At 49.3% G+C, this 14573-nt stretch carries 13 protein-coding genes; 7 read left to right on the plus strand and 6 right to left on the minus strand.

Annotation, left to right across the window (positions count from 1 at the left end):
- Nucleotides 1-116: 116 nt before the first annotated feature.
- Together OI18_RS17895 and OI18_RS17900 are read right to left on the minus strand one after the other, a co-directional pair.
- A complete protein-coding gene (locus tag OI18_RS17895) occupies nt 117-2750 on the minus strand; it encodes a zinc-dependent metalloprotease (protein ID WP_039142360.1) in 2634 nt (877 codons plus the stop codon).
- 74 nt (nt 2751-2824) lie between these two features.
- Nucleotides 2825-3922 carry a DUF3810 domain-containing protein gene (locus OI18_RS17900; RefSeq protein ID WP_039142643.1) on the minus strand — a complete coding sequence of 366 codons (1098 nt, stop codon included), beginning with the start codon at nt 3920-3922 and terminating at the stop codon, nt 2825-2827.
- A 118-nt stretch (nt 3923-4040) separates the two neighbouring features.
- Between OI18_RS17900 and OI18_RS17905 the strand changes: the two genes are divergently transcribed.
- From OI18_RS17905 to OI18_RS17925, 5 genes are all read left to right on the plus strand, one after another.
- A complete protein-coding gene (locus tag OI18_RS17905) occupies nt 4041-5669 on the plus strand; it encodes an acyl-CoA carboxylase subunit beta (protein ID WP_039142362.1) in 1629 nt (542 codons plus the stop codon).
- A gap of 87 nt (nt 5670-5756) precedes the next feature.
- Complete coding sequence (gene rnhA / locus OI18_RS17910) at nt 5757-6215, plus strand: ribonuclease HI (protein ID WP_039142363.1); 459 nt, start codon at nt 5757-5759, stop codon at nt 6213-6215.
- Nucleotides 6166-6729 (plus strand): GNAT family N-acetyltransferase, encoded by a 564-nt coding sequence (locus tag OI18_RS17915; protein ID WP_160290256.1) that lies wholly within the window; start codon nt 6166-6168, stop codon nt 6727-6729. The genes rnhA and OI18_RS17915 overlap by 50 nt, the downstream gene beginning before the upstream one ends.
- Nucleotides 6723-7922, plus strand: coding sequence for an MFS transporter (locus OI18_RS17920; RefSeq protein WP_039142367.1), 1200 nt, complete (start codon nt 6723-6725; stop codon nt 7920-7922). The genes OI18_RS17915 and OI18_RS17920 overlap by 7 nt, the downstream gene beginning before the upstream one ends.
- Nucleotides 7923-7942: 20 nt before the next feature.
- The gene (locus OI18_RS17925) at nt 7943-8938 is read left to right on the plus strand and encodes a cyanophycinase (RefSeq protein WP_160290257.1); all 996 of its coding nucleotides are present in this window, start codon (nt 7943-7945) and stop codon (nt 8936-8938) included.
- Here the strand turns inward: OI18_RS17925 and OI18_RS17930 are convergent.
- Together OI18_RS17930 and manA are read right to left on the minus strand one after the other, a co-directional pair.
- The gene (locus OI18_RS17930; protein WP_039142369.1) at nt 8926-9489 is read right to left on the minus strand and encodes a DUF6580 family putative transport protein; all 564 of its coding nucleotides are present in this window, start codon (nt 9487-9489) and stop codon (nt 8926-8928) included. The two genes, OI18_RS17925 and OI18_RS17930, sit on opposite strands and share 13 nt — an antisense overlap.
- Nucleotides 9490-9526: 37 nt before the next feature.
- Nucleotides 9527-10729, minus strand: a complete 1203-nt coding sequence (manA, locus tag OI18_RS17935; protein ID WP_039142371.1) for a mannose-6-phosphate isomerase, class I — start codon at nt 10727-10729, stop codon at nt 9527-9529.
- Between the two features lie 34 nt (nt 10730-10763).
- On the opposite strand from manA, the gene OI18_RS17940 reads away from it, so the two are divergent.
- The gene (locus OI18_RS17940) at nt 10764-11111 is read left to right on the plus strand and encodes a YraN family protein (protein WP_039142373.1); all 348 of its coding nucleotides are present in this window, start codon (nt 10764-10766) and stop codon (nt 11109-11111) included.
- Here OI18_RS17940 and OI18_RS17945 read toward each other — a convergent pair.
- Entirely contained in the window at nt 11093-11623 is a 531-nt protein-coding gene (locus OI18_RS17945; protein WP_039142375.1) for a YkgJ family cysteine cluster protein, read from the minus strand. The two genes, OI18_RS17940 and OI18_RS17945, sit on opposite strands and share 19 nt — an antisense overlap.
- Before the next feature lie 80 nt (nt 11624-11703).
- Between OI18_RS17945 and xerD the strand changes: the two genes are divergently transcribed.
- Complete coding sequence (gene xerD, locus OI18_RS17950) at nt 11704-12618, plus strand: site-specific tyrosine recombinase XerD (protein WP_039142377.1); 915 nt, start codon at nt 11704-11706, stop codon at nt 12616-12618.
- On the opposite strand, the gene OI18_RS17955 is transcribed toward xerD, so the two are convergent.
- On the minus strand, nt 12604-14538 hold the full coding sequence (locus tag OI18_RS17955) for a YfbK domain-containing protein (RefSeq protein WP_039142379.1): 1935 nt from the start codon (nt 14536-14538) through the stop codon (nt 12604-12606). The genes xerD and OI18_RS17955 overlap by 15 nt on opposite strands.
- Between the last annotated feature and the right edge of the window lie 35 nt (nt 14539-14573).

Here is a 14573-nt window from a genome sequence, read left to right on the forward strand (position 1 = left end):
ACGGGTGGGACCCGACGGGTGGGACCCGACGGGTGGGACCCGACGGGTGGGACCCGACGGGTAAAAAAAAGGCAACCTTCGCAGGTTGCCTTTTTTGATTATTTCATTTTCGATTTTTACTTCACCGCGAGTGCTTTGTCGATCAGGAAGTTCAGGTTCGTCCTGTGAGCACGGCTCTGTTCGTTGGTGCTTACTGCTGTTGTAAGTGAAGCCCTTACTTTTTTCAGGGTTGAAACGGCAGCTGCTTTTGAAGCATTGTCGTAACCCATTGGGGCGTTTGCAATCATAGCAAGTCCTCTTACGAACTCAGTCTGCAGGTTCTGACGGTACAGGTTCACGTTGGTTTTCAGGTCTTCGTTGAAGATCCCTTTAACGAGATCGCTCATTACGTCAGCAACGCTGTAGGTATTGCCATACAGTCCACTGTTGTTGATCCTGCTGAGTGTGATCGGATGCAGGATTTGTGCCAGCGGCGACATTTGTACAGTAACTGCAATGTTCTGCGGTTTGTAATCTTCGGTTGATCCGAAGAAGTTGAAACCACGACGCTGCATCTGCAGGTAAGGGAACAACTGTGTATCAGTTTCGAATGCGTTCGGTGCCCAGATATATTTGGTGAGCAATGCCATCGCCTTTTTCTGGTAGTCGGCAGAAACCGGAGTAAACGGCTTCACCGTAGCATTCTGGCCAGGATAGCTCCTGTCTACATACACGCCACCGATATAACGGCTAACGCTGTTTGCCATCTGCATACGTTGAGACTGCAGCATCAGGTAACGGCCACGAAGTTCTGCATAGCTGGCATCAGGACGGGCGAAACGTGCTTTCATTTTCGGCACCATCGTGTTCACCAGTTTGAAGCGCTCTTCAGCATAAGTAACCATATCGCTACTCATGTCGTTGATCATTACGCGGGGATCGATACCACCACCCGGACTACGCATATCATCAGCGTCGTTACCGAATGTGAGTTGTGGATCTGTGCTGCGGGCCAGGATCTTGCGCAGGCCTGCTTCTTCTTCCGCTGCAGTGAACGGAGTATAACCATATTCGATCGCCCACAGGTCATAAGGACCTGCTTTGGTCGTATAGTAATCACCCTGCTTAGACCTGTCGCGGCTTACGTTGATGGAAGGATAGTCCATCACCGAACCCTGCAGACCAATTTTTGCAGTAAGTGCTTTATCATTAACCTGTGCAGGAGTCAGCATCTGGCTGGCCTTCATGTTGTGGTTCAGACCAAGGGTGTGGCCCATTTCATGCAGGATCAGGTAATACAGGAACTGCTTGTGCATTTCCTTGATGGTCTCCTTGCTGTTTCCGTCGCCATTGTTATCGAGCACTTCCAGCGCAGAAACACCTGACTGGAACTGTGTCGCGAGTTCGTTAGCGAGGTTACAGCTTGCCATGTGCTTCTTGCCAAACATGTTGTAAGTAGCTCCGGGCTTCATGGCTGCTTCAATATTTTCCCAGGGCATGGTAGTTACCGCACCGGTGAGACCGCCATTGAACAGCTCATCAAAGTTTGGTGTACCTGCACCGCTTTTCCATTCAACGGTGATATCAGCACCGAGGATCTGGCCATTGCGTGGGTTGAAGAAGCTGGGCCCGATCGCGCCATACGGAGGGTTTGCAGAGCTTACCCAGCGGATCACGTTATAACGGATATCAGCAGGATCCCAATCAGCATTGTCAGGCATGATCTTCATCACAACTGCATTTTTGAAACCTGCTTTTTCGAAAGCTTCATTCCATTTTTCACCTGCTTCCTTAATGGTTTCGCGGAGTTCAACCGGGGTTGTGTTCTCTATCCACCAAACGATAGGTTCAACAGGCTCACTGATGGCTGCAGAAGGATCTTTCTTAACGAGATTCCACCTGCTGATAAAATCTTTGTATGGGGTTGGGGAAATGGAAGTCAGGTCATCCACTTCAGCTCCGAAATAACCAACGCGCGGATCGTCGCGGCGGGCACGGAAATCATTCTCAGGAACTTCCAGGAATGAATGCTGCATTTTCACGCGAACATAACGGGCATCTGTAATGTCCTTACCACCACCATTCAGCGGCATAGGGTTATCGTATGCCAGTTCAACGATCACGTCTGTATTGTTCGGGAAAGAACGAACGAGTCCGTATTTGCTCTTGGAAGCATTGAACATTCCGAGGTTAAAAATTGCACCGGGCGGAATGGTTGGCGGGAAAACGGGTTTAACGGGATCAAGCTTGTCACCGATCAGCAGTCCGTCAACAGATACCAGGTAACCTAAACTGTCTTCAGCGCTGAATTTGTCGGCGAACATCACGGCATCGCTCACGTCTACGTTGGCAGACTTGCTTACCGCGTTGTTCTTATCGTAATAGAAGTTCGTATTCTGTTGCAGGAATTCGAGTCTATCGTATGATTTCTGCACTTTGAAAAGGAATGTAGCCCTGATCATGTTCTGGTGCAGGAACAAACTTGTTGGTCCGCCCATGGAGAAACTCTGGTAGATGAAATCTTTTCCGAGCTGGTCCTTTCTAACATACATCTGCAGGCTTCCCGTAACGGTATCCTGGTAAAGGGTAAACAGTCCATCAACCTTCCTGCTGGATTTCACTTTATCCTTGATGGAAGATTTGGCCGGAGCGGCCGGGGCGGACTTCTTCGCTGTATCCGCGGCTGGAGTGACAGGGGTCGTCTTCTTGCTTTGTGCCATTGCCCCCGTTGCAGCAAGGGCGAATGAAAGCAGTAAACTCGATTTTCTCATTATGTATATTTTGATTCGCCAATATGCGACAAATTTTGCCGACCGGCCAAAATTTTTATTTGGGTGGCAAGCGGCTAGGGGCAGACGGCATGCTTGCCATATTTGCGCATATACGCGATCACCATGGCCACCACCTGGTTATAGCTCATCATGCCGCCAGGCTGCTGGTTTACCCGGAGAAACTGTGCATACAGGCTGCGGACAAGGGGTTCCATAAAGCCCACATGTTTCAGGTTGAAATCGCGGAGGGCGCTGATGTCGGCCTTCACGCCCGGTGAGAGCTGTTCAAACAGCTCAAGCGACCTCATTGAATCGCGCTGGTAGAGGTCACGGATCGCATACAGGTAAAGGTCGAAATAAGCGGAATATTTGAATGCGGGCCTGCTGCTATGGCTTGCCGTGAGATAGCCGGCCAGGTTGGCCTCATTTTCTTTCGCATAGCCCATCTGGTGACCAATTTCATGGCAGGTAGTGAAGGGCTGTACGAAAACCGGGACCGTCGTATTCACCTGCGCCTCACCGGTAAATGGGTTGTAGTACCCGGTAAACCCGAGGTAATTTCCCACATGGCTATAGATGGAAGGCTTTACTGATTGACCGCCATACCTGAGAAAAGGCGCGTCTCCGTCCGGCACAGAATAGGCAGCAAACGCATTTTTAAACAGGGTTCGTTTGTGCAGCAAAGGATTCCTTTCGGGCAGGGACACTTCGCGCAATTGGTTCATGCGAACGATCAGGAGGTTCACCAGCGTGTCAAGCTCCGCTGTTTTGTACCGGGTAACTTCAAGACCGGCCTGGTGTGCGATCCCCAGGCGGTTATAATTCAATCCCCAGAACAGGTTGAACACAATATAAATGCACAGCCACCAGGTCATAACGCGAACGCCTGACCGAAGCAGCCAGGATGAATTTACCCGCTTCTGTATAATGGCGCGAATCAGTTTCCATATAGCCGAAATAATCAGGATCCCGGCAATGGCGTATAAGATATCCCCCATACTGAAAGGTACCCAGCCAAAAAGCCAGCGGAGCATCCGGGAAATTGCCGGATAGATACCCTGTGAATAATAACGTTCAACCGCAGCCGGAAACCACGAAAAGATTTTAATTGCCAGCGCCACTGCCAGCAGGCTGAACAAAACTATATACCGGTATTTCTGTTGTGTGACCATGTACATTCACAAATAAACTGGTAGCAATATTAGATTGTTCGCGCCAGCTGAAAAAGCTAACAGCTGTTTGTTTTTATATCTTCCTAATCCGTATTTTGCACCATAACTGATACCTGTCATGAATATCGAAAAGCACCGCAATGAAGATGCCATGAAACTTGCCATGAGTGAGGTTCGCACAAAACTGGAGAAGATCAGGCTTGGTGGCGGAAAGAAAGCCATCGAGAAGCAGCATGAGAGAAATAAGCTGACAGCGCGCGAACGCATCAGTTACCTGCTGGATGAAAACTGTGATTTTGTCGAGATCGGGGCTTTTGCCGGGTATGACATGTATGAAGCAGAAGGGGGATGTCCTGCCGGCGGCACAGTTGCGGGCATAGGTTATGTGAGTGGCCGGCAATGCGTGATTATGGCAAACGACCAGACCGTGAAAGCGGGCGCCTGGTTTCCCATTACAGGTAAAAAGAACCTGCGCATGCAGGAGATCGCGATGGAAAATCATTTGCCGGTAATTTACCTGGTTGACAGTGCCGGCGTTTTTCTTCCCATGCAGGATGAGATCTTCCCCGACAAGGAACATTTCGGGCGGGTATTCCGCAACAATGCGAGGATGAGCGGGATGGGCATTACGCAGATCGCAGCCGTGATGGGCGCCTGCGTGGCAGGTGGCGCGTACCTGCCGATCATGAGTGATGAAACACTGATGGTTGAAGGAAACGGATCCATCTTTCTTGCAGGACCGTACCTTGTTAAAGCAGCGATCGGCGAAGACATTGATGTGGAAACACTTGGCGGTGCTGTCACCCACACATCGATCAGCGGCATTGCAGACTATCGATTCAAAACTGAGCAGGAATGTCTCGACCAGGTCAAACGGATTGTAAGCAAGCTTGGCAACCCGGCCAAAGCGGGATACGACCGGGTTACACCTGTTGAACCGACACGGAATCGCGAAGACATTTATCATATAATCCCCGAAGGAAATGCAAAGCCTTACGATGTGCGGGAGATCATTGAATGCATTACAGACGGTTCGGAGTTTGATGAGTTCAAAGCCGATTATGGTAAAACTATCGTTTGCGGGTATGCGAGAATTGACGGGTGGGCTGTTGGCATCGTCGCAAACCAGCGACTGATCGTAAAAAATAAAAAAGGAGAAATGCAGCTTGGCGGCGTGATCTATAACGACAGTGCTGACAAAGCAGCCAGGTTCATTCTCAACTGCAACCAGAAACGGATTCCCCTCGTATTCCTGCAGGATGTTACCGGGTTTATGGTTGGAAGCAGAAGCGAGCATGCGGGCATTATCAAGGACGGGGCCAAGATGGTGAATGCGGTGGCCAATTCAGTGGTTCCCAAATTCACAATTGTAACCGGCAATTCCTACGGGGCTGGTAATTACGCGATGTGCGGCAAGGCCTATGATCCAAGATTCATTTATGCCTGGCCGACTGCGCGCATTGCCGTTATGGGCGGTGACCAGGCAGCAAGAACCTTACTGCAGATCCAGGTTGCGGGCATGAAGGCAAAAGGTGAAACAGTGCCACCCGAAGAGGAGCAACGATTACTCAACGACATCAAAGGCCGTTACGAAAAACAAACTACACCCTATTATGCGGCCGCACGGCTTTGGGTAGATGATATTATTGATCCTGGCAAGACGCGTATGGTCATCTCGGAAGGTATCAATGCCGCGAACCACAATCCCCATATTGATCAACTGAAAACGGGAGTATTTCAGGTATAGGAGAATGAATTGGCGATTGACCCATTCAACCATTGACTTATTGAATTCTCGCAGTTCATCAACTCCTTTTACTTACTTTGCCCTCTTATGTTGATTATTTACACCGACGGCGCAAGCAGAGGAAATCCGGGACCAGGCGGTTTCGGCACAATATTGAAATGGGGAACAAAGGAAAAAGAGCTTTCCGGCGGTTACAGGCTGACGACCAACAACAGGATGGAACTGATGGCTGTAATAGCCGGCCTTGAAGCGCTGACCAAAAAAGGATTGCAGATCATGATCTACAGCGACAGCCAATATGTTGTGAAGGCTGTTGAACAGGGATGGCTGCGCAAATGGATCGCTACCAACTTCAGTGGCGGCAAAAAAAACAAGGATCTCTGGATGCGCTATCACACACTTTCCCAGCAGCATTCCATTCGCTTCCATTGGGTGAAAGGGCATGCAGACAATCCATACAACAACCGTTGTGATGTGCTTGCCACTACAGCAGCCGATGGTAAAGACCTTCTCATCGACACTGCTTACGAAGCAGAAAGTTCCTGACGCAGGAAAAAAAATCCAGATATTTGAAGGGATGGCCAAAACAACCACTTCTCCTGAAGTTGTGATCGAACAGGTTCCCGACGGGGCACCATTGCCCATACATCTTTTGCTTGAAGCAGATCCTGATGAATCCCGGGTTCGTAACTACATTTCATTCAGTCTCGTGCTGGCAGCCATAACTGAAGGAAAGATAATCGGCATCCTCGCTATGACACCGGAAACCAGGGAGAAAGCAGAGATCAGGAATCTTGCCGTTGCGGCAACATACCGCGGTAAAGGAATTGCACAGCTATTGATGCAGGAGGCCTGTGAACGTGCGAAGCGGCTTGGCTACTCGATACTGCAGATCAATACCGGGAATTCAAGTACGCGGCAATTAAAAATTTACCAGCAATTCGGCTTTGAACTTTCAGATATCCGCTGGAACTATTTTGTTCAGCATTATCCCACCAAAATCGTGGAGGATGGCATTGAATGCCGTCACCAGTTAGTGCTTACAAAAAATCTATGCTGACCAATACAATCGCTTATTTCCGTCATAAGCCAAGTCTCACCATTGGGTTCCTGTTTACAGTTGCGAGTGTGCTGCTTGGGATCTGGGTGGCGGCTATTCCCCAGATCAAACTGCGGCTTGGACTCACCGATGCGACCCTTGGATTATCCCTGCTGCTTGCACCGGCCGGCGCATTAACAGGCGTGGTGGCGGCACCGTTCGTTTTTAAAAAGATTGCCGTCGGTAAATGGATGCTTACCGGGCATTTATTGTATTGCCTGATCTTCATTCTGCAGGTCACGGCTTTCACGCCGGTATTACTTTGGCTCGCATTATATGCAAACGGGCTGGTGGGATTCCTGAACGGCGTTTCCACAAATGCAGTCGTAGACTTGCTCGAAAAACAGCACAACCGCCGGATCATGAGTGCAAGTCATGGCATGTACAGCCTGGGCGGGGGCATCAGCGCCGGCCTCGCTGCAATTTTCTATGCCGTAAAAATCCCTTCCGGCTGGCAGATCGCTTTTGTTGCTGTGGCACTTGCCGGAATATTGATCTCGGTTCGCGGCTACCTGCTGTCTTATAACCAGCACATTGAATCCGATACCTCATTCAGGCTTCCTGCCGGCGGCGTGATCGGACTTGCATTTATCTGCTTTGTAACGTTCATGGGTGAGGGATGTGTAGCCGACTGGAGTGCGATTTACCTGAAGGAATCACTTGGTGGCAGCAAGGCCGTAGCAGGACTAGGATTTGCAGGCTTTTCAATTGCCATGGCAATAGGTCGTTTTAATGGTGACAGCTGGATCCCAAAACTAGGAAGCAAAAGGATGGCCATTACCGGCAGCCTGGTTGCTGCCTCAGGGTTCCTGGTTGCCATCTCATTCGGAAGCATAGCCACTGCCATTGCCGGTTTCACCCTGATAGGACTTGGTTTCTCCTGCATCGTTCCAATCCTTTTCAGCACTGCAACGAAAGTTCCGGGTGTGAGCCCGGTCACCGGGATTTCTGCCGTTGCCAGCGGCGGACTGATCGGGTTTCTTGCCGGCCCTTCGATGATAGGCCTGGTCGCGGAACAATACAGCGTTGCAACGGGCTTGTCCATCATCTTCTTCCTTGCAGTTTTTGCAGCTGTGATTGCCTGGCGGAATGAATACCTCATGAACCGGCATTCACGTGCACCTGAAGTGAATTACCAGGACCAGCTTTTCTAGTTCTATCCAAACCGATGAATATGATCAAAAGATTCCTGCCATCGTTATTCCTTTTTGGTGTTTCTAATTTATGCATGGCACAGTCGCAGGTCACCTCCTACCTTACCGGGGATGCAGCTGATGTACAGGCGGTTACGACTGGCGGCATCATGCTCATGGGAGGCAGTACGGATGTTGACGCAGCTTTGCGGTGGATGATTTCCAAATGCGGTGGCGGCGATGTGGTCGTGATCAGGTCATCCGGTGCCGATGGTTATAACAGTTATTTGTATTCGCTTGGAAAAGTAAATTCCGTGGAAACATTGATTCTCGATAGCCGGGAAAAAAGCTACGACAGCTTCGCAGTTACCAGGATCCGCGGTGCCGAAATGCTGTTTATCGCGGGCGGAGACCAGTGGAACTATGTGAAGTACTGGAAGGATAGCCCGGTGGAAGATGCGATCAATTATCTCCTGAATACGAAGAAAGTACCTGTTGGCGGAACCAGTGCGGGAACGGCAATTCTGGGAAGAATTTATTTTGCCGCGCAAAATGGATCTGTCACTTCGGAACAGGCACTGCATGATCCATATCATCCGAATGTTACCATTCAACGCGACAGCTTCCTTCTCGCTCCGTTTCTTGCCAATACAATAACCGACCAGCATTATACACAACGCAACCGGCAGGGCAGACTTGTGACCTGGCTGGCCAGGATGAATTCTGATTGGTCTTTGCCAGTTGTAAAAGGCATTGGAGTAGATGAAAAAACCGCGGTTTGTATAGAGCCCGACGGCACAGCGATCGTATACGGAACCAACAAGGCTTTTTTTATCCGGAACAGGAGAAAGGGACCGGAAGAATGTAAGGCTGGTCTGCCACTCAGCTGGAAACGAAAAAGAAAAGCCCTGGAGGTTCATACCATCCAGGGCTCATCGTCTGGTGAAAAACATTTTGATATCGTGAACTGGAAACCCCTGAAAGGAGCAGTCCGGTCATATTATTCTGTCGAACGCGGCAAACTTCAGGCAGACTGAAGTTGCTTCTTTTCGCCTGCAACCAGGTAGTAACCCCCAAACAACAACGCGCCAAACACCATGGTAGCGACTATGCTTCCATAGTAAAAAGGAAGACCGTCGGCATAACACTGCATCAGTCCGGCAAAAGTTTTCGGGCGCTGGAACCCACCCCCGGCAAACCATACGAAAAAGTTAGAAAGAACGAAATAGATTGTAGGTCCGGCAAGTGAAGCAGCGAAAATACTTAGCGTACTAACGTGTTTGCGGATGGCAAATCCAACGAGGGTTAACCCGAGAAAGAGAACATAGTTGGTGAATTGCCCGGCATAAAATCCCTGTGTATCACTAATCCCTGCGCGGAACAAAAGTTCATACATCAGGTCGCTCAGGAACATGGAGAAAACCGGCAGGGCAAATGCCCATTTCCTGTCCTTAATGATTGCGCCACCGAAGATGGCCATGGCTATATGAGGTGCGAATCCGAAAGGACGCGCGGGTATGATGCGATACAGGGCTGCAACGACTATCAGCAGGCAGAGGGAGATCAGTATGGATCTGTTGAGTTTCATAATGTTCAATGTTGAGGCAAAAATAATAGAAATAATGCTACTGCGGAACGGTTGCCCGATAAAGCTCAGCTCCTTCCAATGACCTGATGGTCAGTTCGGCGCCAGCTACCGACATTGCACATTCACCTTTGGAAAGCGATAAAATTGACCCGGCGGCTTCGATCGTGGCCTCACCTTCAGTCACCACGAAAATCTCAACTGTTTTCGCCTTGCTTTCCGTACTCTGCCCGCCGTGGAGGTTGATCACATGCAGTTCGAAATCTTCGGCCGGGGTGAGAAATGCGTCCTCGCCCTTATTTACAGGGGTTCCGGTCAATATATTCGGGTCTACCGCCTTGAAACTTACATGTTTCATCAGTTCCGGAACATCGATGTGTTTAGGTGTCAGTCCACCCCGCAATACATTATCAGAATTGGCCATAATCTCCACATTCTGGCCTTCAAGATAGGCGTGTAAAATCCCGGCGTCCTGGAAAATAGCCTCTCCTTTTGAGAGCCTGACGAGGTTCAGCAAATAAACCGAAAAAATTCCCCGGTCTGTTTTTCCCGGCTCGCTGAATGTTACCGCGGCTCTTGCGGCCCAGAAATCGGGATGGTCCTTGTCAAGCCGGTTTTGTTCGTAAGCAGGTAGTATTCTTTCCAGCAACGGCTGGAGTCGTTTGTTGACTTCATCCTGGTCCATCTCCATCACGCGGCTGTAAACTTTCTGGTAATCGCCTTCGCCGAAATCGTTTTGCAGGAACATCATTTCCGGTACATCCTGCATCATCTTCTTCATGGAGCCGGGTGACCTGAACCCGTGCAGGAGCCAGAATTCGCCGAGGGCTGCTGCAAGCTCGGGTTTATGATTATCATCTTTATAGTTCCGGTTGGAAGCAGTTGCCGCCAGGCCGGATGCATTCTCCGCAGCGAATCCTTTTTCTGCATCTTTTTTGGAAGGATGCACCTGGATACTGAGCATATCTTTTACATCAAGCACTTTCAGCAGGTATGGCAATCTTCCGAACTGTTTTTTTACCTTCTCGCCCAGCACTTCAGGATTTGCCTTGATGAAGGAATCAAGGGCACCGTCATTTTTCAGAACGGCAGGCGCCTGTGCGTGTGCTCCAAGCCAATATTCTGCGAACGGCTGTTGTGCGTCGTTTGACCGTGATAACAACGTTGGAATGTAGGTGAAACCACCCCATTGATAGTGTTGCACTTTACCTTCCAGTGCAAATATTTTATTTTGTTGTGTCATAGCTAAGGGTCGAAAATACTGCAAACAGGAAAGCTTGTCAAATCATTTATCAGTTGGAACAGGTGGCGAAAAAATTGCGGCCGATTGGCTGGAAGCGCATGGATTTGTGGTGATGGAGCGCAACTGGCGTAGCGGGAAACGCGAGATCGATATCATTGCCACAAAAGAGAACAGGCTTCATTTCATTGAAGTCAAGACAAGACGATCGACGGCATTCGGGATGCCCGAAGTTCAGGTTGACCCGGCCAAGTTACGATCGATCCTGATCGCTGCAGAAGCATTTCTCGAACAACATCCGCAATGGAGAAGGATCCAGTTTGATGTAGTATCTATCAGGTTGAGAGGTAGCGATCTGTCGATTGATTATTTTGAGGATGTCTGAAACCTTTCTTTCATTCGTTCCACCATTGAGTAAGTGGCAGGACAATACTCAATATTCTGCTTGTGAACGTGGAGGTAGTCGATTGCTTTCTTTTTTGACAGGTGGGGGAAACCTGCGCAATCTGCGGGACGCACCTCGTAGATCGAGCACATGTTTGTTTTCAGGTCGAGGAACTGGCAGGGCTGTTTTACATTCATCCAGTCCTTGTCTTTTTTGTCAAAGAAAAGCCACTTTTCCTTGAATGCCCCAGGTGTCATGCCGAGGTGTGCGGAGATGCGGGTGATGTCTTTCGTGGTGAAGGTGGGACTCATCTTCTTGCAGCAATTGGCACAGGTGAGGCAGTCTATTTTTTCCCAGGTTTCCTTTTCAATTTCCACAGTCATTTTGTCGAGGCCTGCAGGTCGTTGAGATTCCAGCTTGGTCAGGAACCGTCTCAGTTTTCGTTTATTGTCCTCAACCTTTTTTTTGAACTGTCGTAAGTTAACGGCCTTCGGATTAGTAGGAGTTATCATGCTGCCAGAGAAAAATTTAGAAAGCGCAATATAAAGGTTTCAATGCGTTATTTTGCCGGAGAAAACTCAGGTTCGTTAAAATGTGGGTAACATATAAAAAAGGCTTCCAGGCCTGGCTTAGACTCGAAAAATCACTGTCCGACAATTCCGTCGAGGCATACATGCATGATATTGAGAAACTTACCCAATTCCTTCAGCTGCAGGGCTGGATGTTTACCCCGGCGCAGCTCGAGCTGGAACATTTACAAAAATTCATCCGGTGGATCGCAGAGCTGGGTATGACACAAACTTCACAGGCCCGGATCGTGTCCGGGCTCCGCAGTTTCTATAAGTATTGCCTGGTGGAACAGCTGACAACCATTGACCCGACTGCCTTGCTGGAAGCACCTAAATTAATGCGAACCCTGCCTGATACACTCAGCTTCCAGGAAATTGAAATGCTTATTGATGCGATAGATCGCAGCAAAACTGAAGGAGAAAGAAACAAGGCGATACTTGAAACCATGTATAGCTGTGGATTAAGGGTGAGCGAACTTGTCGGATTGCAGATCAGTTGCCTTTTCCTTGACAGCGGCTTTGTGAGGGTGATCGGGAAAGGGAATAAGGAAAGACTTGTACCAATCGGCGACAATGCAATAAAGCAGGTCAACATTTATATGGAACATACGCGTCGGTTCATGCCGGTTAAGCATGGTCATGAAGACATCCTGTTCCTGAACCGCAGGGGTGCAGCACTAAGCAGGGTCATGATCTTTTTGATGATCAGGGACCTGGCTGCGAAAGCGGGGATCAGGAAGAACATCTCCCCGCATACTTTCCGGCATTCATTTGCTACACACCTGGTGGAAGGGGGTGCAGACCTTCGTGCTGTGCAGGAAATGCTTGGACATGAAAGCATCACTACAACGGAGATCTACACCCACCTCGACCGGGAATTCCTGCGGATGACACTGGCTTCCCACCACCCGGCCTTTAATAAGTCACTCCCGCGTTAAAATTTCTGCTGCTGCGTCTTTGTTTCTTCCTGCACTCAATGCCTGCGATTTTTTAACCAGCCGGATGAACTCAGCACGATATCCTTCGGGATCGGCTCCTGTGGCCTGCTGCGCCAGTTCAAGCACTTTCGCATGATCAGCCTGCTGAATGAACCCCGAATTATTCAGCAGCATCCCCCAGCAGGCAACGGCAGCTGAAAATTTCCAGTTGGCGGAAAGATCCCTGCGTGAATTATGTTTGCGCACAACCATGTCTGTCAGCATGCTTTTGTTACCTCGCGGTGATTTGTATCGCACCTTTACTGTAAGCATTTCGTTTGAAGCGCCGGTTGTCGCTTTTTGTTTCGGCTGATATTTTAACGCATCGACGCTGTCGGTAAATTTATTGTGAACACCTGCAGGGATGATCTCGTACAATGCCGTTACCGTATGACCGCTGCCCATATCACCTGCGTCCTTTTTATCGTTGTTAAAATCTTCTTTATTCAGCAGCCTGTTCTCGTACCCGATAAGTCGGTATGCGCGAACATTAACAGGGTTGAATTCCACCTGCAGTTTCACGTCCTTCGCGATGGTGAAGAGTGTGCCGCCGAATTCATTTACCAAGACCTTCTTTGCTTCACTCATCCCATCGATGTAGGCATGGTTGCCATTTCCTTTATCGGCCAGGATCTGCATCCGGCTGTCTTTGTAGTTACCCATTCCATATCCCAGTACTGTCAGGAAAATGCCGTCTCCCCTCTCCTCTTCAACCAGTTTTTCCATGGCAGCGTTGCTGCTGACACCGACATTGAAATCGCCGTCGGTACAAAGGATAACGCGGTTGTTTCCTTCCAGCATAAAACTTTCCCTTGCAATTTTGTAGGCCAGTTTAATCCCTGCACCACCCGCAGTGGAGCCACCGGCTTCCAGTGCGTCAATGGCATCCTTTATTTTTCTTTTATCGGCGCCACTGGTTGAACCGAGTACCTGGCCGGCACTGCCTGCATACACCACAATGGCAACTTTGTCCTGCTCCCTTAACTGGTCGGTAAGCAGCTTCATGGAAGATTTAACCAGCGGAAGTTTTTCTTCCGACATCATTGAGCCGGAAACATCAATCAGGAACACCAGGTTGCTTGCCGGAAGATTGTCGACAGGAATGGTTTTCCCCTGAAGACCAATTGACAGCAGCTGGTGTTCCGGGTTCCATGGACAGGGGCCGTATTCTGCGTTGATGGAAAACGGGACCTCACCCTTTGGTTGCGGATAATCGTAGTTGAAATAATTGATCAGTTCTTCCGTGCGTACAGCACCTGCAGGCGGCAATTGACCATGGTTCAGGAATCTCCTGACATTGCTGTATGAAGCCGCATCCACATCAATTGAAAATGTGGAAAGCGGGCTTTGCAGTACGTCATGAAACCTGTTCTCGGTAATGCCATCATATTCTTCGGTGTTGTGCTCCGTGGTAAAGTATTTCTTATTCCGGCCAGTATTGTTCCGGACCGCAATGCCAGCGACACTTCCCTGCAAAGCAACCGACGGTTGCTGCCTGGCCCTGCCGTTATCGGCAACAGCCACTTCTTCCAGCCTGTTCGACGAAGGCTGCTGTTTTACATTTCTTATCGGCTGGAGATTTATGTTTAATACTCGACCCGATGCCAACACAGTAATTGACTGCGTAGTAAATCCTGTTGATGAGATTCTAAGTACCGCCTTTGTACTTGCAATTTCAATCCGGAAGCTTCCATCCTTTAGTGTGAGTGTGGAAGTTCTGCTGCCTTCTATTGATACACTGGCTGCTTCGATGGGTTGTTGCGTAACGGCATCCCTTACAAAGCCATTGATGATATTGCTATCCCGGTTTGAGAAAGAGCTGAATATGGTGATCAGCACCAGGCAGCTGATCATACATGCGGCATATTTTGCGTATCGCATTGGTTAAGTTTTCTAATGGATGCAGTGATCTGAAT

It is taken from the genome of Flavihumibacter solisilvae, assembly GCF_000814475.1.
Lineage (GTDB): Bacteria > Bacteroidota > Bacteroidia > Chitinophagales > Chitinophagaceae > Flavihumibacter > Flavihumibacter solisilvae.